The sequence below is a fragment of the Pseudomonas sp. FBCC-B1565 genome (assembly GCF_059133265.1).
On sequence record NZ_CP101438.1, the window covers coordinates 4,105,709 to 4,129,181 of the forward strand.

Genomic DNA, 23,473 nt, shown 5'->3' on the forward strand with positions numbered 1-23,473 from the left:
ACGGGACTGAACTTCTGTCATGGAAAGTTCACATGGGGCTGTTAACGCAAAAAAATCAGCAACGGCACAGGCCGTTGCTGATCGGTGTCGCGGGTCGTTGAAACGTGGGTTACAGCGGACGACCGATTTGGTTGCAAACAGAGGTGTTGCCGATGCTCAAACCGTTGGACGCGGTGACGAAGGTGTCACGCACAGCGGTTTTCCAGCTGGCTGGCAGCGGTACGAAGCGGTTGTTGGTGATCGCCGTGTCGTTGTTGGACAAAGCGCCGTAGTGCTTGGAGAAGAACGCACGCACTTGGGTGGTTTGATCAGCGTTGGCATAGCACTGGCTGAAGATCAGGTTAGTGAAGCCCAGGATTGGGTAGCCGGTGCTTGGGTATTGCACGACGCTGGCGTCGTTGGGGTTGGTAGTCGCTGCGAACACAGGCACCCAGACGTTCTGGTCGCCACGGCTGGCGACGGCTGGCGGCTGGATCGCGTTGATCGCGGCCGAAACGTTTGCAGGTGCAGGCGAAACACCACCGATCGTGGCGACTTTGGTTGCGTCACCCAGGCCGGCGACGCTGGTTGCAGCCCAGTCCGGGCTCATGTAGGTGATGCGGTTCTGAGCGTTGTTCAGCAAGCCCATCACACCTTCACTGGTGTCCTTGAAGGTTTCTTTAGGCGTGGTAGTGCTGGCTGGGTTGACTTCTTGCAGAGGGTTGATTGCACCCGCTGGCAGGCCACGGGAGAAGCTGCTTTCGAAAGTCTGGGTCACGGCGAAAGTACCGTTTTCCAATGTCGGGTTGCACTTGGCATTGAGGAAACGGGTGAACAGCTCGGTCGTGCCGCTGGCGCCTTTACGGTAAGCCACTTGGATGGTACCGGTAAGGCCTGGGGTGATCTGGTCCCAGGTAGTCAGACGACCCGAGTAGACGCCGCAGAGTTGGTCAACGGTCAGGTTGACGTTACCGGCACCGGTCTTGTTGAAAGGAATGGCAACCGAAGTGGCCACCGAAGGTACCTGGATCAGCTTGCCCCAACCGGCTTGCTTGGTGTTTTGATAAGCGAGCAGTTCAGCGGCGGAAAGTTTGGAATCGCTGCCGGCCCAATGCACGTTCTTGTTGGTCACACCGGCGACGAACTTGGTGTAGTCGTTGTTCAGGAAAGCTGACTTGCCATTGCCGCTGCCGACACCGATGTACTCGGCAAAACCGGCAGTCAGTACGCCAGCAGTCTTGTACAGCGGTTCTGGCAGAGTGGCGCCGCCGCCGTTGATGTCAGCCATTGCAGCCTGGGCCGAGCACAGTGCAGCGAGGGTCATGGATACCGCGAGAACGTTGCGCTTAAACATGAAGAATCTCCTTTCGTCGTGTTTGTACGTTTGGGGTAGATGGCTCTTGCATGACGCCATGGCTTCGGTCCCAAGCCGTCTTGCGGGGGTGGCCAGGGGTGAAAACCATGGGAGAGAAATTCGCAGTTTCCGATGACGTTTGTAGGAAAAAACCTCGGGAGGAACACCTTGATTTTTAAAAAGATTCTCGGGTGTTTTGGTCATGATTCCGAGCGCTTTGGACGCAGGTGACAGCGAGGTTTCAGCGCGTTTGGCTGGAGGCGGCATAGGCTGTCGGGATGTGACGGAATGAGGAACCCGAGGTTGGACGGGGCAGCATCAGGTGCGCACAAAAACCCATTGAATAAACACAGTTCAAATGTGGGAGGGGGCTTGCCCCCCGATTGCAGTGGGTCAGCCAAAGATGTAGTGACTGACTCTGCGCAATCGGGGGCAAGCCCCCTCCCACAGTCAGGTGACGAGTTGGTTGATCTCGATGATCGGCAACAGCACCGCCATGACGATCACCAGCACCACGGCCCCCATCACCACGATCATCAGCGGCTCCAGCAAGGCGGTCATGCCCATGGCACGCCGTTCGATATCCCGCGACAGCGTCTGCGCCGCACGCTCCAGCATCGGTGGTAGCGAGCCGGTTTTTTCACCGCTGGCGATCAGGTGGATCAGCACCGGCGGGAAGACCTTTTCCACCGCCAGCGCCTGGGCCAGGTTGACGCCTTCGCGGACCTTGGCGGTGGCATCGCTGACGCACTGGTCGAGCCGGTCGTTGGACAAGGTTTGCCGCGCGGCCTCCAGGGCACGCAGCAACGGCACCCCTGCACCGCCGAGGATCGCCAGGGTCGAGGCGAACCGTGCCGTGTTCAACCCCAGTACAAAACGCCCGATCAATGGCAGGCGCAGCACGCGGCTGTGCCAATTCAGGCGCGCCACGGGATTGCGCAGGTACAGGCGCCAGCTCCAGAACCCGCCGACGATCCCGGCAAAACACAGCCAGCCCCAGGCGCGGATGAAGTCACTCGCGTTGAGCATCGCCAGGGTCAGCCCCGGCAGGTCCTGGCGTGCCTGGGAGAACGCGCTGACCACCTGGGGCACCACATAGCTCAGCAAGAAAATCACAATGCCGATGGACACCAGCCCCACCACGCCGGGGTAGATAAACGCGGTGAGGATCTTGCCACGCAGGTTGTTGCGTTCCTCGATGTAGTCAGCCAAACGCTCCATCACCTGGGCCAGGTCACCGGACTCCTCCCCCGCCGCGATCAGCGCGCGGTAGATCGACGGAAAATCCCGAGGTCGCGCCGCCAACGCATCCGCCAGGCGCATGCCGCCACGCACATCGGCGCGCACGGCTGCCAGGGTCTGGGCGATATGCTTTTTCTCGGCCTGCTCCACCGTGGCACTCAGCGCGGCTTCCAACGGCAGGCTTGCGCCCAGCAGGCTCGCCAGTTGCCGCGTGGCCCAGGCCAGGTCGTTGTCCGACAGCTTGGCGCTGAACAGGCTGCTGCCCGTCGCGGCCAGCTGATTGCCTTCGATCTGCACCAACAACGCGGTCAAACCGCGACTGCGCAGGTTGGCAAAGGCTGCGCTCTGGCTGTCAGCCTCCACATGCCCGGCCTCGACTTTGCCGCTGGCATCGGCGGCCTCGTAGCGATAGCGATTCATCAGGCGTCCCGTGTCACACGCAGGATTTCTTCGGGGGCGGTGGCAGCGCTGCGCACCCAGCGTTCACCGTCTTCACGCATGCTCAACATCCCGGCGCGGCGCGCGGCCAGGCGCAGGTCCTGCTCGTTGGCACCCTCGTGGATCAGGCTGCGCACCGCGTCGTCGACACAGAACAACTCATGGATACCGGTACGCCCGCTGTAGCCGACCTGGTTGCACTGCGCGCAGCCCACCGGGCGCCAGGTGCCGGGCGCAGCGGGGTCTTCCTGCTTGCAGTGCGGGCACAGGCGCCTTACCAGGCGCTGGGCCAACACCCCCAGCAGGGACGACGCCAGCAAGAACGGCTCCACCCCCATATCGATCAGGCGGTTGACCGCCGACACCGCGTCGTTGGTGTGCAAGGTCGCCAGCACCAAGTGACCGGTGAGCGAAGCCTGCACGGCGATTTGTGCGGTCTCCAGGTCACGGATTTCGCCGATCATGATGATGTCCGGGTCCTGGCGCAGGATCGCGCGCAGGGCCAGGCCGAAGGTCATGTCGATCTTGGCGTTGACCTGGATCTGGCTGATGCCCGGCAGGTCGTACTCCACCGGGTCTTCCACGGTAAGGATGTTGCTGGTACTCGCATCCAGCCGCGCCAGGGCGGCGTACAGGCTGGTGGTCTTGCCACTGCCGGTAGGCCCGGTGACCAGCACGATGCCGTGGGGCTGGCGGATCAGCGTATCCAGGCGCGCGAGCAGCTGCGGCTCCATGCCCAGGGTCTCCAACTGCAGGCGCCCGGCTTGTTTGTCCAGCAGGCGCATGACGACGCGTTCGCCATGGCCGGTGGGCACCGTGGACACGCGAATGTCGATCGGACGCCCGGCGACGCGCAGGGCAATGCGCCCGTCCTGGGGCAGGCGTTTTTCGGCGATATCGAGTTGGGCCATGATCTTGATGCGCGACACCAGTGCGCCATGCAGAGCCTTGCGCGGCGAAACCACGTCACGCAGGGTGCCGTCGACGCGGTAGCGCACCACGGAATGGGTTTCGTACGGTTCGATATGGATGTCGCTGGCTTCGTCGCGGGCGGCCTGGGTGAGCAAGGCGTTGATCATGCGGATCACCGGGGCGCCGTCCTGGGTGTCGAGCAGGTCAGTGACTTCGGGCATGTCTTGCATCAGGCGGTCAAGGTCGACCTCGTTTTCGGCAGCGCCCACCACGGCGGCGGCGCTGCCGGTGTCGGCGTAGGCGGCGGTGAGCAGGCCGTCGAGTTCGTCGTCGCGCACCTGTTCGAGCTGGGCCGGGCCGAACTGGCGATGGACTTCGCTGATGGACCAGCCGGGGGTTGAGGGGCACACCGTCAGCAGGTGGCCTGCTTCGGTGGGGCGCAGGAGGATGCGTTGGGATTTGGCCCAGGCGTAGGGCAATAGGCTCATTGGGGTTGCCCTTTGGGTGGGTGTACATATCCGTTTTTTGGGTAACGGCGGCTTATGGTTCCGCCCTTACGGCGGCTCACTTTTGAAGAGCGCAAAAGTAAGCAAAACGCTCTTGCCCCAACACTCGGCACCTCGCTTAGGCTCGGTGTGCCCGTAATTCGACAGTGATTTGGGGGGCCGCCGCCACGCGCCATCCATGGCGCGGGGCGGCTAAACCGGCATCCCTGCCGGTTTACCCCCCAAATCCCTGCCGAATTCCGGCCAGCGTGTTTGACGGGGCGCCTAAGATCAAGATCACAATCAAAAGCAGAGCGCGGCGGCCTGGTAGCCGACCGGATTGTTGAGGCGTGCGCGTTACCCTGTAGGAGCCGGGCTTGCCCGCGATGGTCGTTAAAGATGACGCGGAAAGCCAGAATGAACGCGGTGCTCTCACTGGTTTTAGGGCTGCTTCGCAGCCCAACGCGGGGCAAGCCCGCTCGCCACAGTAGGGCGGCAACACAAAACAAAAAACGTATCCACGATGCGAAGCGAGTCGCTCTTGCTCTTCGGCGCCCCGTAAAACCACGCTGGCCGAACGCAGGCTTGAATCCGTGGGTAACCCGGCAGGACGCCGGGTTAGCCGCACTGGGCCATGGATGGCCCATTGCGGCGGCCCACGGATTCAAGCCGGAGTGAGGGCACACCGAGCCTAGGCGAGGTGCCGAGTGGTGGGGCGAGGACCTTTTGGTTACTTTTGGCTGGGCCGGCTCCCGGTCCTTCCAAAAGTGACCCGCCGTAAGGGCGGAACCATAAGTAGCCGTTACCGCAGCAACGGATATGTACTCAATCACCGTCTCCCCCCAGAACCAGGAATCGCCTTGTCCACAGAAGGCAACTGCGGCGCCTGCACATCCGGCATCGCCCAACTATGCTCCGGCTGCAACCCCCCTTGCGCCCTGCGCATAAACTCATACCGATTCAACGTAATACTGCGCCCCGCCCCACTGTCCCGAATAATGTACGGCCGCAAAAACACCATCAGGTTGGTCTTGTTCACACTGCGCTTCTCATTGCGAAACAACGCCCCCAACCCCGGAATATCCGACAACCACGGCACCGCATCATTGCTCTGGCTGTACCCATCCTGCAGCAACCCGCCGAGCACCATGATCTGCCCGTCATCCAGCAAAATACTGGTATCGATCGCCCGCTTGTTGGTCACCGTGCCCGCCTCCACCGACGCCCGCGCATCCACCGTGCTGACCTCCTGGTAGATATCCAGTTTCACCGTACCGCCCTCGGAAATCTGCGGCCGCACGTTCAACTTGAGCCCCACCTCTTCACGCTGCACCGTCTGGAACGGGTTGTTGCTGGTGCCTCCGCCGCCGGTCACATAACTGCCGGTGACAAACGGAATGGTCTGCCCCACAAAAATACTCGCCGCTTCGTTGTCCAGGGTCAGCAGGTTGGGCGTGGACAATATGTTGGTGCCGCCCTTGCTCTTCAACGCACGGGCCAACACCTTAAGGTCGAGTACCTTGCCGATGCCGGGAATGTCCACGGTGCCGTTGACCAGGCCCACGTTGAGGCCCTTGGGCAATACATCGATGCTGGTCTTGCTGGTCGGCGCGCTGTTCACCCCGCTGCCGCCCAGGTTCACGCCACCAAACCCACCCTTGCCCCCCAGGTTGCCGGCCTGCCACTGCACGCCGAATTCGGTGGCGTCGTCTTCGCCGACCTCCACGATCAGGCTTTCGATCACCACTTGGGCGCGACGCTGGTCGAGCATGTCGATGACTTCGCGCAGGTTGCGGTACAGCGGGTCCGGCGCGGAGATCAGCAGGGTGTTGGTGGTGGCGTCAGCCTGGATCGTCACGCCGCCGGCGCTGAACGCGGTGTCCTGATCCTTGGCGGTGCCGTTGGTGCCGGTGGTCGAACCGGTGGCCTGGCCATAACCCGACTGCACGCCGCTGCCGGTGGGGGTGCCGCTGCTGTTTTGCGCGTTGCTCGCGCCTTGGGCGGTGTTCTTGCCATTGCCGCCCATGGCGCTGAGCTTGCCACGGGCATCGTCGCTCACGCCGGAATCGCTCTCGCCGGTGAGCAAGCCACGCAGTGACTGGGCCAACTTGCCCGCCTGGGCGTTGCGCAGGTACACCACGTGCATGTTGCTGGGGTTGCTCTGGGCGTTGTCGAGTTTGTAGATCAGGTTGCGCGCCAGTTCGGTCCGCTCCGGGCTGCCGGAGCGGATGATGATCGAGTTGGAGCGCGGGTCGCCGATCACGTTGATCTTCTGGGTCTGGTCGGCGCCCTGGGTGTCCAGCAACTCGGAGACCATGGCGGCGATGTCCACGGCGATGCCGTTTTGCACCATCACCACGTCGGTGTCGATGGCGCTGGGGGTGTCGATGCCATTGATGATCTGCGCCACCCGCGCCAGGTTTTCCGCGTAGTCGGTGATCACAATACTGTTGTTGCCGGGGTAGGCGTTGATCGGGTTGTTCGGCGACACGATGGGGCGCAGCACCGGGATCAGGTTGACGGCGTTTTCGTATTGCAGACGGAACGTGCGGGTCTGCATGCCGCTGCTGCCGGCACTGTAGATCGGCCCGCCGAGCAGCTTGGCATCGGCCTCGGGCACCACCTGGGCGACGCCGCCCACATCGACCACGCTGAAGCCCTGCATGCGCAACGCCGCCAGCAGCATGTCGTAGGCCTGATGCGCCGGTACCTGGCCTTCGCTGACCAGGGTGAGGTTACCCTTTACCCGTGGGTCCACCAGGAACTGCTGGCCGGTGGCACGGGACAGTGCACGTACCACCGCCTGGATGTCGGCGTCGACAAAATTGAGTTGCACCGGCTGGTCACCCAACGGGTTGCGTGCCTTGACAGCTGCCGGGGCATGGCCGCGAGCACTGTTGGTGACGCGGTGCTGTACCGGCGCTTTGGGCGCGGGTTGGCTCTGGCGGTCGAGAACAGTCTCGCCACTGCGACGGGTGTCCGCCAGGGGTTGGCCGAGTTCGCTGTCCACCAGCAACGGCTTGGACGCGTCCTGGCTGCTGCACGCACTCAGGGCCAGCACCAGCAGCGGCGCAACCATACGGAAAGGGGGGACTGACCACTTCATGAAGCTTCCTTAGCGCCAAGCGCCTGATCCATGCGAACGGTCCCGGACAGAGTGCCGGCCGAGTTGTCGACGGTATCGAGCACGCGCTGCAAACGCGCCTCGGACACCTCCAGGGAAAACAAACGGGCATTGCCCAACAGCCAGCCCACCACCGCATCGGCCGGGGCGTTGTCGAAGGTCAGGCGCCAACCGCCGGGTTCGAGCGCCTGCAACTGGTAATGCCCTTGCAGCCCGGCGCTGTCCAGCGCCTGGCGCAATGTGGCCTCGTCACCCGGCCTGGGCGCGGCGACGTCCTGCAACAACACCTGCAAGGCTGCGGCCTGGGCGCGCAGCTTGGGGGTCTCGGCTTGCCAGTAATCGATCTTCTTCAACGCGGGCTGCACCAGCACCAGCCAGGTCAACAGGCTGGCCAGGACCAGCCCGGCGCCGCCGAGCATGCGTTTTTCGCGCAGGGCCAGGCCGTTCCAGAACACCCGGGCCTGGCTGCGCAGTCGCTGGACTTTATTCATCGCCGGCTCCGGTTTTTTCTGCGGCTTGCGCGGGAGCAATGGTCCAGGCCTGGCCATCGCGGCTGGCGCTGAAACCGGCCTGGGCCAACGCCGCCTGCCATTCACCTTCGACGGTCGGGTTACGGCTGTCGGCGAGCAGCTCGACACGCAAGCGCCCCTGTTCAAACGTCAGGCTGTCGACACTGCCGACCATGAACGGCAGGTTGCTGCCCACCAGTTGCAGCAGGCCCGGGAAGCGTTGGCCCGGGTCGGCGGCCGCGCCGGTCTGGCGTGCGGCCAATTGCTGGCGGGCCTGTTGCAAGGGGTTGAGCACTACCGGCAACGCCGGAAACGCCTGGCGCACCTGCTGGCTCATCAGCGCCTTGAGTCGCTGGCCTTGCTCCACCTGGCGGGCGGCGTACAGGTTGAGGCCCAGGGTCCAGATGGCCATGGCCAGCGCCACGCAGGCCAGTGCCCTGCCCCATCCGCCGGTCGAGGGCTGTGTGAGGCGACCATGCAAGCCCCATGTGGGCACCGGCCCGCTCCAACGCTGCGCCGCATCCACCAATGGCAGGTCCAGCGCCTGCAACCCCAGCGGGTGCACCGTGCCTTGTTGCAGGCTGTCACGGGTCAGCAGGTAGCCGTTATCCAACACTGCCGCGCCCACCGGTAGCGCATAGGGCGCCGGGTACAGGCCGCGCAGCTTGAGTGGCAACTGCGCCAACCGCTCCAGCCCGGCTTTGGGTACCCAGGCCACCTGCACGCGGCCATCGCTTTCACGCGGGCCGTGGGCGACCTGCATCTGCTCAACCGCGCCGAGGATCAACGCCTGGGCGGCACAAGCCACGGCGGCAGCGGTCTTCGCCGCGGGTAATGGCGGCAGCTCCAGGCTGGTCAGCAGGCTGTCCCGTGGATGCAGGAAGCAGTCCGCCGCCTGGCGCGACTGGCCCAACTGCGCCAGGCTGGCGTCGCCCTCTTCAATGACCGCGCCACGCTCCACCCAGGCAAACCGGACCTGGCTCTGCGCGCTCAATTGATCCAGCGGCGGCAAGCCAATGCGCAAGCGTTTCATACGCCCACCCGCGACCAGATCACCCGGGGCTGGCGGTCTTCAGGGCGGTGCAACAAGGCGTCAAGGGTGACTCGCCGCTGCTCGCGCCGCGCCTGGCCCTGCACGCGGAACCACTCGCTGGTAATGCCCACCTGCACCGAATCCACCGCCACTTGCGGCAGGTGCAGGCGGTTGACGAAGTCACCCCGGTTGATAAACCACTGCCCGCTGTCACGCTCGGCCACCAACCCATGGGCTTGGGCCAGGCTGAGCTGGGGCACCACTGCACTGAGCACTTCGGCGCTGGCGGTGTTGCCGTTGACCCAGGTCGGGCCCGGCAGCACGCTGATATAGGCCTGCATGCGCTGCAGCACGAGGGGGTCGAGGCCTTCGATCCCGCTCAACTCATCCAGGCTGCGCAGCATCGGGTATTTGGCGGGTGGTTCATAAGATGCGATCACCCGCTGACTGATGCGCCGACTCACCGTCGGGTCGACACCGATCAGGCGGCACAGCCGTTCGAAGCTCTGCAATTGCTCAGTGTCCACCTGCTCGCGGCTGACCAGGTTGCGCAGGTTGAACTTGCCCTGTTCGTCCTCGATCCGCCCCTCGAAGGCCCCCCCTTGGGCCCGCGCCCAGGGTTGATCAAGACGGGTCAGCACGTCCTTCTGGCGCGCGTCCCAGAGCAGCTGTCGGCTGCGCTCCAGGCCGCCCTGCAACAACCATTGGCCCTGGATGCGCAGCTGCTCGGCTTCGAGGCTGCGGGTAAATACGGTCTGGCGCGTGAGCATGGCGCCGGCCAGTACCGCCACCACCGCCGCGATCAGCAAGGCGCTTATAATCGCCATGCCGCGCTGCTTCGCCACTGGGGGCGAATACCGTTTCATGGCGGGCCTTAGAGCTGCCAGGAGCCGATATCGGCATTCACGCCATCGCCATCCGGTTGGCCGTCGGCGCCGAGGGAGAACACGTCCACCTCACCATTGGCGCCCGGGTTGAGGTAGTGATAAGGGTGGCCCCATGGGTCGTTGGGCAGGCGGTCCAGGTAGGCGCGCCAGTTGCTGTTCTTGGCGTCCGCCGGGCGCTCCACCAACACCTTGAGACCCTGGTTCATGCTCGGGTAAGTGCCGTGGTCGAGGCGATAGAGCTTCAGCGCCTGCATCAACCCGCCGATGTCCTGTTTGGCCGCCGTGGCCCGCGCCTGGTCCGGGCGATCCAGGACCTTGGGCACCACCATCGCGGCGAGGATCCCGAGGATGACCACCACCACCATGATTTCGATCAGGGTGAAGCCACGCTGCCCGCGAGGGCCTGGCAATGGGGACGTTAGGCGCGCGATATCCATCTCGACATTCCTTGGCTTGAGTGCAATTCGTGGCGCAGTGTTGCAAGAACACATGTCAGTCGTATTGAAAATCCTCGGGAGTTTCAGTCGCCAATCGGTCAACTGCCGGCGCTAGTCTGCGGGCCTGTTTCCCGGCTTTGAGAGCGCCATGTACGGCCGTCGCAAGGAGCAAGGTTTTACCCTGATCGAAGTGCTGGTGGCGCTGGCGATCATCGCCGTGGCCATGGCCGCCGCCGTGCGCGTGGCCGGGTTGATGACCCAGAGCAACGGCCTGCTGCGAGACAAATCCATCGCGTTGCTGGCGGCGCAGAGTCGCCTCGCCGAACTGCGCCTGGAAGGCCACCTGCGCAGCGGCAAGCAGATCGTCACTTGCGATCAAGGCCGCCTGAAACTGCGCTGCGAGCAGACCATCAACGCCGACGGCCGCCTGTTCCAGGTCAACCTGCAAGTGCTCGACGCCAGCCGCGAAGCGCCGCCCCTGGCGCGGCTGGACACCCAGGTCATGGCCGAGTGAGCAGCGGCAACGCAGGCCCCGGCGGCAACTTGTCGAGGTTGACGCGCAGCTTCTCGCCGCCGCGCTCGATCTCCACCCCGTCGCCCTCAATGGCCGTGAGCCGCACACCGGGGCTGAGCCGTTCACCCAGCAGAAAGCTGCGCGGCGGGCCGTCATTCAGACTGAGGATCGCCACCGCGCCCCGCGCGCCCGCAAGTACGCCGGTGACCTTGACCTGCAACGCCGTCGGCACATTGGAAAACCATTGCAGCGCCGGGTTATCACTGCGCGCCGCCAGTGCCTGGGGCGTGGCTTGCGGGGTGTGGGATTCGGCGCTGGTGAGTAGCAGCGGCGTCCATACCGCCACACCCGCCAGCGCGGCCAGCACACCCACAGCCTGCACACCGTGGGCCAGGGTGAAACGAGGGGCAAATGTCATGGGGAGGACCTCCTGTTTGTCCGTCGCACCAGCCTACAGGTCAATTCGCACGCTTTTATTTCACACACTCCCCAGTTCTCCAGGTAGCCCGCGATGAAACAGCAAGGCTTCACCCTGATCGAGCTGATGGTGGTGCTGGTGATCATCGGCATCGCCAGCGCCGCCATCAGCCTCACCATCAAGCCCGACCCGCTGCACCTGTTGCGCAAGGATGCCGAGCGCCTGAGCCAACTGCTGCAAGTCGCCCAGGCCGAAGCCCACGCCGACGGCCGCCCCATCACCTGGCGCGCGGATGCCAAGGGCTTTCGCTTCAACCGCCAGCGGGACGACGGCCAGGGCCTCGACACCTTTAAACACGACGACCAGCTGCGCCCACGCCTGTGGGAAAGCACGCCGATGCAGATCCGTCTCGAACCCCGGCAAACCCTGGTGCTCAACGCTGAATGGATCAACCCACCGCTGCGTGTGGTGCTGTCCGACGGCCAACACAGCCTCAGCCTGCAACGCGACGCCGCCGGCTTGATGCGCGTAGTGAGTCAACCATGAACAGATCCCAGCAAGGCTTTACCCTGATCGAAGTGATGGTGGCGATCATGCTCATGGCCGTGGTCAGCCTGATCGCCTGGCGCGGACTGGACAGCGTCACCCGCGCCGATCAGCATTTGCAGGCAAGCACCGAACAGACCGAAGTGTTGCTGCGCGCGCTGAACCAGATGCAACGGGATATAAGCCTGCGTGCCAGTGTCGAACTGACGCCCCCGCAAGCCACCCAAACAGAGGGACTGGCCGCCGTGACCGTGCGCAGCTCCGACAGCAAGGGCTTTCGCCTGGACGTGATCCGCAGCGCCCCAGCAGCCGGCGATGGCCTGCAACGGGTGCGTTGGTGGCTCAAGGGCGACGCACTCTACCGCGCTGCCGCCCCCGCGCGGGACCGCTACCCGCTGCCGGCGGCAAAGGACGGCGTGGTGGTGCTGACCGGCGTCAGTGACCTGCAGGTACGCGTATGGGAAGCGGACAAAGGTTGGCGGCAGTTGAGTGGCAATCGCCGTGAAGACCCGCTGGGACTGGAGATCAGCCTGGTGCGGCAGACGCCGCAAGGGGTGGAGAAGTATCGGCAAGTGGTCGGGCCGTTGAAATAGGCCGCCCCGCCACCGTCACCTACGCGTTGTGTTGACCCTGAGTGGTCATGACCTAACTCAACAACACCACCCCACCCGGCAACTCCTTGCACTTGACCCCGTACGCATCGCGGATCAACAACGCCACGCCCGCCAACTGCTGCAAACTGAAGCGTGCCTGAACCCGGCGCTGGCCCAGTTCCTTGTTCAACAGCAGCAGCATGCCCGGGCGATAACGGTTGATCTCGTCCACCACCGTCGCCAGCGTGGCGTTGTTGAACACCAGCACCTGTTCACGCCAGGCCACCACCGCCTGGGTGTCCACCGTTGTCACCTCACTGACGCCGGCCGCGCCGTAGGTGAGTTGCCGACCGCTGTCCAGGCGCACGCTGCGCCCGGCGATGGCCACCGAGAGTGAACCGTCGATGCAGGTGACGCATACCCGGTGGTCGGTATTGCGCACATTGAAGCGTGCCTGCGCCGCGCTGACCGAGCCTTCGCCGGCCTGGACCCGCAGCGGTTGCGCAACGTGGGTGACCACCTCGACTTCGCCTTCGAGCAACTCGATGCCCTCACCCACCCGGCTGATGCGGGTCTGGGTGTTGAGTTCCAGGCTGATACCTTGACTCAACAGCACTTGGCGTTGCTCGCCGACTTCGGTGCGATAGTCCGCTGTGAGCCCGGCAAAGCCACCCGGTACACCGACCCGCACCATCACCACGGCTGCCGACGCAGCGATGGCGCCGCCGAGGAAGGCACGGCGGCCAAAGCTGCGCGGTTGCGACACTTGATCAAGCGCCGGCGCCAGTTGTTGCCACAGCACCTTGGCCTGCTCGAAAGCCTGGGCATGCTCCGGGCTCTGCGCGCACCAGGCTTTGAGGGCCTTGGCATCGGCCACGGTGGCGCGGCCCGAGGTCAGCAGGAGCAGCCAGTCGCGGGCTTCATCGTGCAGGGGGCTGGCGGCGGACTGCCGGGCGGTGGAGAGGCTAAAAATATTCAAGCGCGCACGTACTCACGGATTTATCAGGGACTCGACACTAAGACGGTTTTCCGGCCCCGGGACCGAACCGCTGAATCACTTTTCTTTCCAGGCGCTTGGCACAGTGGCCCAGGGCGGCCTTGATTTCCTTTTCGACCATGCGCGTGGAAATACCGAAACGCTGGGAGATTTCCAGGTGCGGCGCCTCTTCCAGGCGCGCGGCGATGAGGATCTTGCGCCGGCGCGCGGGCAATTCGTAGAGCGCCTTGACCAGGGATTGGATTTCTTTCTGGCCGCCCACTACCCGCGAGGGGTCCTGGGCTTCGTCGGCGCTTTGCAGCAGCTCTTCCACCTCGCTGCCGGTGAGCAGGCGCGCGTCGGCCTGGCGGCGGTCGGCGGCGATGTTCAGGGCCATGCGGTACAGGTAGGCATTGGGCTGTTGCAGGTTCGGCGGCACGTCCATGCGGTCGACCCGCAGGTAGGTCTCGTGCAGCACGTCGTTGGCCAGGTCCTCCGAGCCCAGGCGCTTGCGCAACCGCACCTTGAAGTCTTCGTAAGAGGCCAGGAACAGGCTGACCATCGTACTGTGCCCGGTATTTTTCATCCCTCCGAGGCTCCTTTTGCGGCTGTGCATTCCATGCGCGTTCCTGTTGTGTCAGGCATCAAAAGTAAAGTCACCGGTTGGCGCAGCGAGCTCGGCGCCGGGCGTTCAACCCGTGCCGCTGCCAGGCTGCGCACCAGTGCTTCATCGCGTTGTTCGTCGCCGGTGGAACTCACCAACCGGCTGTGTTCGATCAGCCCATCCGGGTTGACCCACACCTGCACCAGCGCGCGAAAACTGCCGGGCCGGGTCAGCGGCGAGCGGCACAGGCTGGTCTCGATGGCTTGCTGCAACGCCGTCGCATAACTGTTGTTGATCCGCGCCGCGTTGCGTGCCGCCGCCCCCCGGGTCGTGGGCGGTGGGCTAACTTGCGGGGTCTGCAAGGTAAACGCATCGCTGCGTGCATAACGGGCCATCAGGCCACTCCCTGTCAGCAATATCGCCAGTGCTTCTTGCGCCGTGAAGCGCCCGCGCACTGCGATGGAGCGCCGCCCGCGCGTCAATTCACGGTCCACCAGCACCGCCATCCCGGTGGCACGGCTGTAGGCTTGCAGTGCATGTTCCAGGTCCTGCGCCGGCAGGTTCAACGGCAGCAGCGGTGACTCTGCCTGCGCCGCGCGACCACCGGCCAGCAGCAACAGCAAGACCAGGGCGCACATCAAGCGCCTCCAGGCTCCGTGTTCACCCCCTGTTCTGCATCGCTGCACGGCCGACGCGCCCTAGAAAACCGTCATCCTGAGGCCAGTTTATGAACCTGATGTTACGGTGATAGCAAAAAAAACATCACGGTGATGAGAGGCCCGCTGCACTAGACTTCCAAGCCTTACCGGCCCACTCCTTCGGGCCCGCCAGGAGGCCCGATGAAAACCTTGCCGACCCTTGCCAGCCTGTTGCTGTGCGCTGCCCTGCCCTTGCTGGCCCATGCCGAAAACGCCGCCGGCAAGTGCGCCGAGGTCAGCGTGGACGGCTACAAGGCCCCCGACTATGGCTGCCTGAGCCAGCAGATGGGCAACGACACGAACGCAACCAAGGCGGCCAAAAAGAACCGCGAGGCGCAGAACCTCCCCATCGAAAAACGCCCGCCGAACGCGGTGGGCCTATCCACCCCGGCGGCGACCAGCGTGCGCATGGGCAATACCTTCGGCACGTCGGTGAAGCCGCAGCGGCCTTGAGGGCCAGTCCTTTCAAAACGGGCGATAAGTCCCCTGTGGCGAGAGGGCTTGCCCCGCGTTGGGCTGCGCAGCAGCCCCAAAACCAGCGCCCGGAGCGGGCCTGATTCACCGCATTCCTCCTTCCAGGGTCGCTTCGCAACCTAACGCGGGGCAAGCCCGCTCGCCAAAGGCCTTTTGACGGAATTTTCATACCCAGTCGCCTAACATCGTCCACCTCGTTGGGGAGTAACCGGCTTCTGACCCTGTTGGAAGCGTTCGTATCAACATATTCGGCAACCTGCCGTGGTGCGAACACCGTCTTTTCGGTTGGTGAGACCAGCGACACCTCCATGCCTCAAGTCGGGCGCGTGGGAGTGTCGTTGTGTCCCATAGCCCGACTGGAAGCCTTACCGTGAACCCCATTTCCCTGATTCTTCTCGCCCTGGCCATGTCCACGGACGCCTTTGCGGCCGCCATCGGCAAAGGCTCCAGCCTGCACAAACCGCGACTCACCGAAGCCCTGCGCGCCGGCCTGATCTTTGGTGTGATCGAAGCCATCACGCCGATGATCGGCTGGGCCATCGGCCACGCCGCCACGCGCTGGGTGGAAGACTGGGACCACTGGATCGCGTTTACGCTGTTGGTCGGGCTGGGGCTGCACATGATCTGGAACGGGCTCAAAGCCGATGATGAAGAGGCCGAGAAGCCGACCCAGCACTCATTCATGATCCTCGCCGTCACAGCCTTCGCCACCAGCATCGATGCGCTGGCGGTGGGCGTGGGCCTGGCGTTCGTAGACGTAAACATCCTGGTGGCGGCGGCGGCGATCGGCCTGGCGACCATGACCATGGTGACGATCGGGATGATGCTTGGCCGAGTGCTGGGAACGGTGGTGGGCAAGCGTGCGGAGATGGTCGGTGGTGTGGTGCTGATGCTGGTGGGAGCGACAATTCTGTACGAACACCTCTCGGTCTAGACACACCGCAAACCAATGTGGGAGGGGGCTCGCCCCCGATAGCGGCGGGTCAGTCAATGATGCGGTGACTGCCCGACTGCTATCGGGGGCAAGCCCCCTCCCACAGGGGTTCTACAGCGGTTTGGAGAATGCATTTCAAGCCGCCGGGCTTTCCTTTTTCAAGCTGTCCATATCGATCACGAACCGATACTTCACATCGCCCTTGAGCCTCCGTTCATACGCCTCGTTGATGCCCTGGATATCGATCATCTCGATGTCCGAGACAATCCCGTGCCTGGCGCAGAAGTCGAGCATGTCCTGAGCCTCCTGGATGACACCGATCTACGATGACCAGCATAGACGCTGAATCGTTCAACCGAGCACGTCCGTACAATCCGCCGGTCTGCCCCGCCCCTAAGATCGAGACTTTCTCAAAACGCGGGAGAGTGGGTATGTGTAGAAAAGTCAGGACGGTATCGCTGGCAGTCACCTTGCTGGCCGGGGCCATGATGAACAGCGCCTTCGCCGCAACACCTGCGGTCGCCGTAGCCCCGCAATACGACACCAGCCACGTCTACGTCGCTCCGGCCGATGTCGACCGTTTTACCCAGAGTTTCCTGGCCACCTTCGGCGGTAAAAGCACGCCCCAGGTGGTGGTGAACGTGCTGCCGGTGCCCAGCAGCACCACTTCGCAACTGCTACAGACCCCCGCCGGCACGGTATCGCTGTTCGGTTTCACCACGCCGATCCCGCACCCGTTCGGCCAGGAGCGCAACGGCTATCTGGTCAAGGACATGGACCTCGCCCTCAAGGCCGCCCGGGAGAACGGCGCGGCGGTGATCGTCAGCGACTTTCCCGACCCGATCGGGCGTGACGCCGTGGTGCAGTGGCCAGGCGGCGTGAACATGCAGCTTTACTGGCACACCAAGACCCCGGATTACGCCGCGTTCCAGACCGTGCCGGAAAACCGCGTGTACCTCAGTGCCGACCGTGCCGACACCTTTATCAAAGCGTTTATCGGCTTCGCCCACGGCAAAGTCCTGGCGGATGACAAACACGCCCCAGGTGCAGATATCGGCCAAGCCAACGGTAACTACCGTCGCGTCGACATCGAATCGCCGTTCGGGCGCATGGCGGTGCTGGTCACCAACGGCCAACTGCCCTACCCGTTCGGCCACGAGACCACCGGCTATCAAGTGGCTGACCTGACGGCCACCCTGGGCAAGGCCACCGGCTCCGGCGCCAAAGTCTTGGTGCCTGCGTTCGACAGCAAAGGCCGTCGCAGTGCGTTGGTGGAGTTTCCGGGCGGCTACGTCGCGGAGATCCATCAACTCAACGCCGCAAAATGACGCGTCGCACAGGCTGGGGCCTGGCCGTGCTGTGGCCGCTGCTCGTCGGCAGCGTCCACGCCGACGAGCAAGCGACACGCCCGGCCATCAAGGCCAACCGCTGGCAGGAAGACTGGTCGGTGCTGCGGGACCCGGCGCTGCGCACGCAGCCGCTGGACAGCTTGAAGTACATCCCGCTGTCCAGCGCGAATCCCTACACCTACCTGTCCCTGGGCGCGACGTTGCGCGAGCGTTTCGAGATGAACGATGCCAGTGGCTTCGGCGTGCGGGATGTGAAGCGTGATCGCTACCTGATCCAACGCTTCCAGGTCCACGCCGACCTGCATCTTAACGAGCACTGGCGGGTGTTCACCCAATTGGAAGATGTGCGGGCGTACGACAAGACGACGATCGGCGGCGCCGACCAGAACCGCGTCGATCTGCGCCTGGCCTTCGCCGAGTATGTGAATACCTTCAGCAGCGGCACCCTCAAGGCGCGTGCCGGGCGCCAGGATTTCGCCTTCGACCTGCAGCGCTTCATCTCATCGCGGGACGGCCCGAATGTGCGGCAGTCCTTCGATGCACTGTGGGCCGACTGGGAGACCGCCAACTGGCGTTTTATCGGGATCGCCAGCCAGCCGGTGCAGTATCAGGACGGGCGGCACTTCGACGACAAATCCAACAGCGATGCGCGCTTCCACATGGTCCGCGTGGAGCGGCTGGTGGGTGGCAAGAACGAGTTGTCCGCCTACTACGGCGTGTATGAGCGCACCGCCGCCCATTACCTGGACGCCGACGGCGACGAGACCCGCCATCTGTTCGACGCACGCTTGGGCGGCGCGGCCATGGGCTTTGACTGGGACATTGAAGCGATGCTGCAAAGCGGCTCGGTCGGCAACAAGGACATTCGCGCCTGGGCCGGTGGCAGCCGTACCGGCTACACCTTCGACAGCCTGGCCTGGAAGCCGCGCATCGGCCTGCAACTGGACATCGCCTCGGGCGACCGCAAAACCGGGGATGGCACCGTCGGCACCTTCAACCCGCTGTTCCCCAACGGCTACTACTTTTCCCTGGCGGGCTACACCGGCTACAGCAACCTGATTCACGTCAAGCCGTCGATCACGCTCAAGCCGATCGACAGGCTCAGCGTGCAAACCGCCATCGGCCTGCTGTGGCGCCAAACCACCAGCGATGCGGTCTACACCCAGCCCAACCTGCCGGTGGCCGGCACCGCAGGCCAGGGCGATCGCTGGACCGGTGCCTATGCGCAAGTGCGCACCGACTATGTGTTCAGCCCCAACCTCACCGGCGCCGTCGAGGCCGTGCACTACGACGTGGGGCAGACCCTGCGCGATGCAGGGGGCGACGACAGCAATTACCTGGGGGTCGAGCTGAAATTCAGCTGGTAACCCCAACCAAGCACACCCGTACAAGCTCGACGTACGCTTTACACCAATAGTGATGCCGAGCCTTTTCCCTCGACCCAAGGAGTTTTCCATGAGCACATTCGTCGCCAAAGACGGTACCCAGATCTATTTCAAAGACTGGGGCAGCGGTAAACCCGTGCTGTTCAGCCACGGCTGGCCGCTGGACGCCGACATGTGGGAATACCAGATGGAATACCTGAGCAGCCGTGGTTTTCGCACCATCGCCTTTGACCGCCGTGGGTTCGGCCGCTCGGACCAGCCGTGGACCGGCAATGACTACAACACCTTCGCCGACGATATTGCCCAGTTGATCGAACACCTTGACCTCAAGGACGTGACCCTGGTGGGCTTCTCCATGGGCGGTGGCGACGTGGCTCGCTACATTGCACGCCACGGCAGCGCGCGCGTGGCCGGCCTGGTGCTGCTGGGTGCAGTCACACCGTTGTTCGGCCAGAAACCGGACTACCCACAAGGCGTGCCGACTGAAGTGTTCGATGGCATCAAGGCCGGCCTGTTGAAGGACCGTGCGCAGTTCATCAGCGACTTCAACACACCGTTCTTCGGCCTCAACCAGGGCCAGAAGGTCTCTGACGGTGTGCTGACCCAGACCCTGCAAGTGGCGATGCTGGCATCCCTCAAGTCAACGGTGGATTGCGTCACCGCGTTCTCCGAAACCGACTTCCGCCCGGACATGACCAAAATCGACGTACCGACCCTGGTGATCCACGGTGACGGCGACCAGATCGTACCGTTCGAAACCACCGGTAGAGTGGCGGCCGCCTCGATCAAAGGCGCCGAACTGAAAGTCTACAAGGACGCGCCCCACGGGTTCGCCGTGACCCATGCGCAGCAGTTGAATGAAGACCTGCTGGCGTTCCTGCAACGCTGAAACGCCTGAACCACCCTCTCCTTATTTTGGCCGGGCTTGCCCGGCCCTTTTTTTTTCAGGAGAAACGCTGGCTCAGGACCAGGCGACCAGGCCCGCTGATCAGCAAGGTGGTGAAGATGATCAACAGCAGCCAGCCGAACTGCCCTTCGAACAGCGTCCACTCCGGGTGTACCACCAACAGGGCGATCAACAGCACCGCCAGGATCGGCAGGCATGCCAGGCGCACCAGCACCCCGGCAACGATCAGCAACGGGCACAGCACTTCGGCGAAAATCGCCAGCAGCAACGTGATAGTCGCTCCCAGGTGAAACGGGTCTTCGATCAGCTTCAATTGCTCGCTGTAGTTGAGCAACTTGGGCAGGCCATGCACCCACAGCAGGAACAGCGCCCCGCTGATCCGCAGAAACAATAGTCCCAGGTCCTGACGCGTCGATTCGTTCATACGTGCTCTCGGTTGATTGCCACAAAGGTCGATTGTGTCGACCGAGCCACCTAAGCGCTTGCAAGCCTGTGCTGACCTCACTCCCCCGTGCCGGCAAACGCCGCGACAATCTTCTCGATCACCGCCCGCACCCGTGCGGTGTGGCGCAGATCGGCGTGGGTCACCAGCCACACGTCGTACGGCAGTGGCCGCGTGCGCTCCGGCCACAGGCGCACCAACCCGTCGCGCTCACCGGTGCACACCGGGATTTCACCGATGCCGATGCCGGCGGCGATGGAGCGGCGCACCAGCAGGCTGGAACTCAAGGCCGCGACAATGCGTCCACGGCCCAAGGGTTCGGAGACCAGGGTCATGTCCTTCTGACTTTGCAGGTGAGGTTGGTATACCACCAGGTCATGGCCTTCGAACAGGCTGCCCGGCTCAGGCACGCCGTGGCGGTCGAGGTAGCCCTGGGACGCAAACAACCCCAGCGGCCAGCGCGCAATGCGCCGGGCGATCAGGTCGGGGTTATCCGGGCGCTGGTTGCGCACGGCGATATCGGCCTCGCGCTTGGCCAGGCTGAGGATCTGCGTGGACGCGTCCAGTTGCACGCGCACATCGGGGTGTTGGTCGTGCAGGCGCGCGATGGCCGGGATCAGGAAATCGATGGCCAGGGAATCGGTAGTACTGACCCGCACGGTGCCGGTCAGGCGGTCATCCAGGCCCTGGATCTGGCGCTCCAGGTCGAGGGCCGAGCGCTCCATTTTCTCCACCGAAAGCAACGCTGCTTCGCCGACCGCAGTGAGCGCGTAGCCCTCGGAGGTGCGCAGGAACAAGGTGGCGTTCAAGGACTTTTCCAAGGCGTTGACCCGGCGCCCCACCGTGGCCTGGTCGACGCCCAGCACCCGTGCGGCGCCGCGCAATGTGTTTTCGCGGCACACTGCCAGGAATACCCGTGCGTCGTCCCAGTTCATTGCCTCCTCCACTGCTGCATATATGCACTCTTATCATGCTGATTCGCAGCATTATTGCATCACCAATCTCGGTTATGCTCACAGCCATCGAAAATACTCAGGATTCGCCCAATGACCCTGCCCACCGACATGACCCTGATTGAAATCACCACGCCCGGCGGCCCCGAGGTGCTCAAGCCGCGCCAGGAACCGGTGCCCTCCCCGGCCCCCGGCGAAATCCTGATCCGCGTGCACGCCGCCGGGGTCAACCGCCCCGACGCCTTGCAACGTGCCGGCAAGTACCCGATGAAACCCGGCTTCAGCCCGATCCCCGGCCTGGAAGTGGCCGGCGAGGTGGTCGCGCTGGGCGCAGGGGTCAGCGAATACGCAATCGGCGACAGGGTATGCGCCCTGACCAACGGCGGCGGCTACGCCCAATACTGCGCGGTGCCCGCCAGCCAGGCGTTGCCGGTTCCCGAAGGCATGGAGTGGATTCAGGCCGCCGCTATCCCGGAAACCTTTTTTACCGTGTGGGCCAACCTGTTCGGCATCGGCGGCGCGCACAAGGGCCAGCGCGTGCTGATCCATGGCGGCACCAGCGGGATCGGCACCACCGCGCTGATGCTGTGCCGCGAGTTCGGTATCCAGGCATTCGCCACCGCCGGCAGCGAAGAGAAATGTGCGGCCATCCGTGCCTTGGGCGCTGAAGCGATCAATTATCGCGAGCAGGATTTTGCCGAGGTGATCGGAGATCAAGGCGTCGATGTGATCCTCGACATCATGGGCGCCTCCTACCTCAACAATAACCTCAAGGCGCTGGCCATGGACGGACGCCTGGTGATGCTCGGCTTCCTCGGCGGCGCCAAGGCCAATGACGTGGACCTGCTGACCATCCTCGGCAAACGCGCCATCGTCACCGGCTCGTTGCTGCGTGCCCGCACCAAGGACGAGAAAGCCGCCATCGCCGAGCAACTGCGCGAGCATGTATGGCCGGTGCTGTCAGCCGGGCGCTGCCTGCCGATGATTGACCAGGTGTTCGATTACACCCAGGCCGATCAGGCGCATGCGCGGATGGAAGGTGGCGATCACATTGGCAAGATTGTGTTGCGGGTGGTTTGATTACCCGGCGAACACCGGATAGTCGACGTAACCCGCTTCGCCGCCCCCATACATCCCTTCCGCCCGCAGCGGGTTCAACGGCCAGTCGTTGAAAATCCGCTGCGGCAAGTCCGGATTGGCGATGAATGGCCGGCCGAACGCGATCAAATCCGCCAGCCCTGCTTCAACCAGATCAGCACCGCGCTCAGCGGTGTAGCGACCGGCATAGATGATCCGCCCGCTGAAGGTGTCGCGTACCGCTCGGCGGAACGATTCGGGCAATACCGGGGCGTTATCCCAATCGGCTTCGGCAATCGACACATAGGCTATGCCCGACGCCTCCAGCACCTTGATCGCTTCGATATAGGTGTGGTGCGGGTCATCTTCCACCAGGCCGATGTACACCCGGTCCTGGTCGGTGCCGCTGAACAGCGGCGAGAAACGCACACCCAGGCGCTCTGGCCCGACCACGGCGGTCACCGCTTCGACGATCTCGCGCAGGAAGCGCAGGCGGTTGTGCAGCGAGCCACCGTATTCATCCTCACGCTGGTTGGAATGGGCGGAGATGAACTGGTTGACCAGGTAACCATTCGCCGAGTGGATCTCCACCCCGTCGAACCCGGCATCCAATGCATTGCGCGCCGCCTGGGCGTAGTGCCCGACCAGCTCCTCGATCTCCAGGGTGGTCAACGCTCGCGGCACCGGCGGTTGCTTCAACTCACCCTCGCCCGGCGCGGTTTCGATGAAGGCCTTGGCCTGCAATGCCTGGAGCGCAGACGGTGCCACTGGTGCGGCGCCGTCCGGTTGCAAGGCGTTATGGGACACCCGACCGACATGCCACAACTGGGCAAAGATCACCCCGCCTTCGGCATGCACCGCCTCGGTGACCTTGCGCCAGCCGTCGATCTGCGCCGGCGTATAAATACCCGGCGTCCACGCGTAACCTTGGCCACGCGGTTCAATCTGCGTACCCTCACTGACCATGAAGCCGGCACTGGCGCGCTGGCGGTAATACTCGGCCATCAAGTCAGTGGCGATATCGCCCGGCTGGGCGCTGCGCTGGCGCGTCAACGGTGGCAGCACAATACGGTTGTTCAGCGTGTGGTGCCCCAGGTTTACCGGGGTACTTAAAATAGAGTGATTCATTGAATAATTTCCAAATAGCGGGCGCGCTAAAGCATTGGCGACTTTTACAAGTCGCCAATGCTTGCAGCGGTTTAT

At 63.8% G+C, this 23,473-nt stretch carries 24 protein-coding genes and 1 pseudogene; 9 read left to right on the top strand and 16 right to left on the bottom strand.

Features of this window, described 5'->3' with window-relative positions; all coding sequences use genetic code 11:
• Nucleotides 1-109: 109 nt before the first annotated feature.
• The 8 genes from NL123_RS18860 to gspG all read right to left on the bottom strand — a co-directional run bounded on the left by NL123_RS18860 (nt 110) and on the right by gspG (nt 10,400).
• The gene (locus tag NL123_RS18860; RefSeq protein WP_248487824.1) at nt 110-1,333 is read right to left on the bottom strand and encodes a substrate-binding domain-containing protein; all 1,224 of its coding nucleotides are present in this window, start codon (nt 1,331-1,333) and stop codon (nt 110-112) included.
• 450 nt (nt 1,334-1,783) lie between these two features.
• Nucleotides 1,784-2,995, bottom strand: a complete 1,212-nt coding sequence (gspF, locus tag NL123_RS18865; protein ID WP_494356062.1) for a type II secretion system inner membrane protein GspF — start codon at nt 2,993-2,995, stop codon at nt 1,784-1,786.
• The gene (gene gspE / locus NL123_RS18870) at nt 2,995-4,413 is read right to left on the bottom strand and encodes a type II secretion system ATPase GspE (protein ID WP_494356063.1); all 1,419 of its coding nucleotides are present in this window, start codon (nt 4,411-4,413) and stop codon (nt 2,995-2,997) included. The genes gspF and gspE overlap by 1 nt, the downstream gene beginning before the upstream one ends.
• 826 nt (nt 4,414-5,239) lie before the next feature.
• Nucleotides 5,240-7,516: a type II secretion system secretin GspD gene (gene gspD / locus NL123_RS18875; RefSeq protein ID WP_494356064.1), complete on the bottom strand. Its 2,277-nt coding sequence runs from the start codon at nt 7,514-7,516 to the stop codon at nt 5,240-5,242.
• On the bottom strand, nt 7,513-8,025 hold the full coding sequence (locus tag NL123_RS18880; protein WP_248487821.1) for a type II secretion system protein M: 513 nt from the start codon (nt 8,023-8,025) through the stop codon (nt 7,513-7,515). The genes gspD and NL123_RS18880 overlap by 4 nt, the downstream gene beginning before the upstream one ends.
• The gene (gene gspL / locus NL123_RS18885) at nt 8,018-9,076 is read right to left on the bottom strand and encodes a type II secretion system protein GspL (protein ID WP_494356065.1); all 1,059 of its coding nucleotides are present in this window, start codon (nt 9,074-9,076) and stop codon (nt 8,018-8,020) included. The genes NL123_RS18880 and gspL overlap by 8 nt, the downstream gene beginning before the upstream one ends.
• Nucleotides 9,073-9,942, bottom strand: a complete 870-nt coding sequence (gene gspK, locus NL123_RS18890; protein ID WP_248487819.1) for a type II secretion system minor pseudopilin GspK — start codon at nt 9,940-9,942, stop codon at nt 9,073-9,075. The genes gspL and gspK overlap by 4 nt, the downstream gene beginning before the upstream one ends.
• A gap of 8 nt (nt 9,943-9,950) precedes the next feature.
• Nucleotides 9,951-10,400: a type II secretion system major pseudopilin GspG gene (gene gspG, locus NL123_RS18895; protein WP_058427239.1), complete on the bottom strand. Its 450-nt coding sequence runs from the start codon at nt 10,398-10,400 to the stop codon at nt 9,951-9,953.
• A gap of 148 nt (nt 10,401-10,548) precedes the next feature.
• Between gspG and gspI the strand changes: the two genes are divergently transcribed.
• Nucleotides 10,549-10,914, top strand: coding sequence for a type II secretion system minor pseudopilin GspI (gene gspI, locus NL123_RS18900; protein ID WP_248487818.1), 366 nt, complete (start codon nt 10,549-10,551; stop codon nt 10,912-10,914).
• Here gspI and NL123_RS18905 read toward each other — a convergent pair.
• On the bottom strand, nt 10,901-11,332 hold the full coding sequence (locus NL123_RS18905) for a type II secretion system protein N (RefSeq protein ID WP_248487817.1): 432 nt from the start codon (nt 11,330-11,332) through the stop codon (nt 10,901-10,903). The genes gspI and NL123_RS18905 overlap by 14 nt on opposite strands.
• Nucleotides 11,333-11,425: 93 nt before the next feature.
• Between NL123_RS18905 and gspH the strand changes: the two genes are divergently transcribed.
• Together gspH and NL123_RS18915 are read left to right on the top strand one after the other, a co-directional pair.
• Complete coding sequence (gene gspH / locus NL123_RS18910; RefSeq protein WP_494356066.1) at nt 11,426-11,878, top strand: type II secretion system minor pseudopilin GspH; 453 nt, start codon at nt 11,426-11,428, stop codon at nt 11,876-11,878.
• Nucleotides 11,875-12,471 (top strand): type II secretion system protein GspJ, encoded by a 597-nt coding sequence (locus tag NL123_RS18915; RefSeq protein WP_494356067.1) that lies wholly within the window; start codon nt 11,875-11,877, stop codon nt 12,469-12,471. The genes gspH and NL123_RS18915 overlap by 4 nt, the downstream gene beginning before the upstream one ends.
• Nucleotides 12,472-12,523: 52 nt before the next feature.
• Here the strand turns inward: NL123_RS18915 and NL123_RS18920 are convergent, their stop codons facing one another.
• Genes NL123_RS18920 through NL123_RS18930 form a run of 3 tightly spaced genes read right to left on the bottom strand, consistent with a single transcriptional unit; the run spans nt 12,524 to nt 14,689 of the window.
• Nucleotides 12,524-13,450, bottom strand: a complete 927-nt coding sequence (locus tag NL123_RS18920; RefSeq protein ID WP_494356068.1) for a FecR family protein — start codon at nt 13,448-13,450, stop codon at nt 12,524-12,526.
• A gap of 37 nt (nt 13,451-13,487) precedes the next feature.
• Entirely contained in the window at nt 13,488-14,033 is a 546-nt protein-coding gene (locus NL123_RS18925; RefSeq protein WP_016980117.1) for an RNA polymerase sigma factor, read from the bottom strand.
• Complete coding sequence (locus tag NL123_RS18930; protein ID WP_248487809.1) at nt 14,030-14,689, bottom strand: secretin and TonB N-terminal domain-containing protein; 660 nt, start codon at nt 14,687-14,689, stop codon at nt 14,030-14,032. The genes NL123_RS18925 and NL123_RS18930 overlap by 4 nt, the downstream gene beginning before the upstream one ends.
• A 201-nt stretch (nt 14,690-14,890) precedes the next feature.
• Between NL123_RS18930 and NL123_RS18935 the strand changes: the two genes are divergently transcribed.
• Together NL123_RS18935 and mntP are read left to right on the top strand one after the other, a co-directional pair.
• Nucleotides 14,891-15,202, top strand: a complete 312-nt coding sequence (locus tag NL123_RS18935) for a hypothetical protein (RefSeq protein WP_248487808.1) — start codon at nt 14,891-14,893, stop codon at nt 15,200-15,202.
• A gap of 391 nt (nt 15,203-15,593) precedes the next feature.
• On the top strand, nt 15,594-16,157 hold the full coding sequence (gene mntP, locus NL123_RS18940) for a manganese efflux pump MntP (protein ID WP_071494836.1): 564 nt from the start codon (nt 15,594-15,596) through the stop codon (nt 16,155-16,157).
• A 135-nt stretch (nt 16,158-16,292) separates the two neighbouring features.
• On the opposite strand, the pseudogene NL123_RS18945 reads toward mntP, so the two are convergent.
• A pseudogene (locus tag NL123_RS18945) lies at nt 16,293-16,478 on the bottom strand (NAD(P)-dependent alcohol dehydrogenase); the annotation flags it as partial.
• A gap of 110 nt (nt 16,479-16,588) precedes the next feature.
• Between NL123_RS18945 and NL123_RS18950 the strand changes: the two are divergent.
• The 3 genes from NL123_RS18950 (at nt 16,589) to NL123_RS18960 (ending at nt 19,780) form a co-directional block, all read left to right on the top strand.
• Nucleotides 16,589-17,485 (top strand): VOC family protein, encoded by an 897-nt coding sequence (locus NL123_RS18950; RefSeq protein WP_248487806.1) that lies wholly within the window; start codon nt 16,589-16,591, stop codon nt 17,483-17,485.
• Nucleotides 17,482-18,873, top strand: coding sequence for an alginate export family protein (locus tag NL123_RS18955; protein ID WP_494356069.1), 1,392 nt, complete (start codon nt 17,482-17,484; stop codon nt 18,871-18,873). Before NL123_RS18950 ends, NL123_RS18955 begins: the two co-directional genes overlap by 4 nt.
• Nucleotides 18,874-18,961: 88 nt before the next feature.
• Nucleotides 18,962-19,780, top strand: a complete 819-nt coding sequence (locus NL123_RS18960) for an alpha/beta fold hydrolase (RefSeq protein ID WP_494356070.1) — start codon at nt 18,962-18,964, stop codon at nt 19,778-19,780.
• Between the two features lie 55 nt (nt 19,781-19,835).
• Here the strand turns inward: NL123_RS18960 and NL123_RS18965 are convergent, their stop codons facing one another.
• Both NL123_RS18965 and NL123_RS18970 read right to left on the bottom strand, forming a co-directional pair.
• The gene (locus NL123_RS18965; protein WP_058426949.1) at nt 19,836-20,222 is read right to left on the bottom strand and encodes a DoxX family protein; all 387 of its coding nucleotides are present in this window, start codon (nt 20,220-20,222) and stop codon (nt 19,836-19,838) included.
• Between the two features lie 77 nt (nt 20,223-20,299).
• Entirely contained in the window at nt 20,300-21,175 is an 876-nt protein-coding gene (locus NL123_RS18970) for a LysR family transcriptional regulator (protein WP_494356071.1), read from the bottom strand.
• Nucleotides 21,176-21,286: 111 nt separating this feature from the next.
• On the opposite strand from NL123_RS18970, the gene NL123_RS18975 reads away from it, so the two are divergent.
• The gene (locus tag NL123_RS18975) at nt 21,287-22,273 is read left to right on the top strand and encodes an NAD(P)H-quinone oxidoreductase (protein WP_494356072.1); all 987 of its coding nucleotides are present in this window, start codon (nt 21,287-21,289) and stop codon (nt 22,271-22,273) included.
• Here the strand turns inward: NL123_RS18975 and NL123_RS18980 are convergent, their stop codons facing one another.
• Nucleotides 22,274-23,398, bottom strand: coding sequence for an alkene reductase (locus NL123_RS18980; RefSeq protein WP_179028747.1), 1,125 nt, complete (start codon nt 23,396-23,398; stop codon nt 22,274-22,276).
• Between the last annotated feature and the right edge of the window lie 75 nt (nt 23,399-23,473).

Coding starts and splice junctions, on each gene's coding strand:
- NL123_RS18975 (WP_494356072.1), top strand. CDS start 21,287: ATGACCCTGCCCACCGACATGACCCTGATTGAAATCACCACGCCCGGC.
- NL123_RS18860 (WP_248487824.1), bottom strand. CDS start 1,333: ATGTTTAAGCGCAACGTTCTCGCGGTATCCATGACCCTCGCTGCACTG.
- NL123_RS18915 (WP_494356067.1), top strand. CDS start 11,875: ATGAACAGATCCCAGCAAGGCTTTACCCTGATCGAAGTGATGGTGGCG.
- gspF (WP_494356062.1), bottom strand. CDS start 2,995: ATGAATCGCTATCGCTACGAGGCCGCCGATGCCAGCGGCAAAGTCGAG.
- NL123_RS18935 (WP_248487808.1), top strand. CDS start 14,891: ATGAAAACCTTGCCGACCCTTGCCAGCCTGTTGCTGTGCGCTGCCCTG.
- gspK (WP_248487819.1), bottom strand. CDS start 9,942: ATGAAACGGTATTCGCCCCCAGTGGCGAAGCAGCGCGGCATGGCGATT.
- NL123_RS18980 (WP_179028747.1), bottom strand. CDS start 23,398: ATGAATCACTCTATTTTAAGTACCCCGGTAAACCTGGGGCACCACACG.
- gspL (WP_494356065.1), bottom strand. CDS start 9,076: ATGAAACGCTTGCGCATTGGCTTGCCGCCGCTGGATCAATTGAGCGCG.
- NL123_RS18925 (WP_016980117.1), bottom strand. CDS start 14,033: ATGAAAAATACCGGGCACAGTACGATGGTCAGCCTGTTCCTGGCCTCT.
- NL123_RS18880 (WP_248487821.1), bottom strand. CDS start 8,025: ATGAATAAAGTCCAGCGACTGCGCAGCCAGGCCCGGGTGTTCTGGAAC.
- NL123_RS18905 (WP_248487817.1), bottom strand. CDS start 11,332: ATGACATTTGCCCCTCGTTTCACCCTGGCCCACGGTGTGCAGGCTGTG.
- NL123_RS18955 (WP_494356069.1), top strand. CDS start 17,482: ATGACGCGTCGCACAGGCTGGGGCCTGGCCGTGCTGTGGCCGCTGCTC.
- NL123_RS18960 (WP_494356070.1), top strand. CDS start 18,962: ATGAGCACATTCGTCGCCAAAGACGGTACCCAGATCTATTTCAAAGAC.
- NL123_RS18970 (WP_494356071.1), bottom strand. CDS start 21,175: ATGAACTGGGACGACGCACGGGTATTCCTGGCAGTGTGCCGCGAAAAC.
- NL123_RS18965 (WP_058426949.1), bottom strand. CDS start 20,222: ATGAACGAATCGACGCGTCAGGACCTGGGACTATTGTTTCTGCGGATC.
- gspI (WP_248487818.1), top strand. CDS start 10,549: ATGTACGGCCGTCGCAAGGAGCAAGGTTTTACCCTGATCGAAGTGCTG.
- gspD (WP_494356064.1), bottom strand. CDS start 7,516: ATGAAGTGGTCAGTCCCCCCTTTCCGTATGGTTGCGCCGCTGCTGGTG.
- NL123_RS18950 (WP_248487806.1), top strand. CDS start 16,589: ATGTGTAGAAAAGTCAGGACGGTATCGCTGGCAGTCACCTTGCTGGCC.
- gspE (WP_494356063.1), bottom strand. CDS start 4,413: ATGAGCCTATTGCCCTACGCCTGGGCCAAATCCCAACGCATCCTCCTG.
- gspH (WP_494356066.1), top strand. CDS start 11,426: ATGAAACAGCAAGGCTTCACCCTGATCGAGCTGATGGTGGTGCTGGTG.
- gspG (WP_058427239.1), bottom strand. CDS start 10,400: ATGGATATCGCGCGCCTAACGTCCCCATTGCCAGGCCCTCGCGGGCAG.
- NL123_RS18930 (WP_248487809.1), bottom strand. CDS start 14,689: ATGTGCGCCCTGGTCTTGCTGTTGCTGCTGGCCGGTGGTCGCGCGGCG.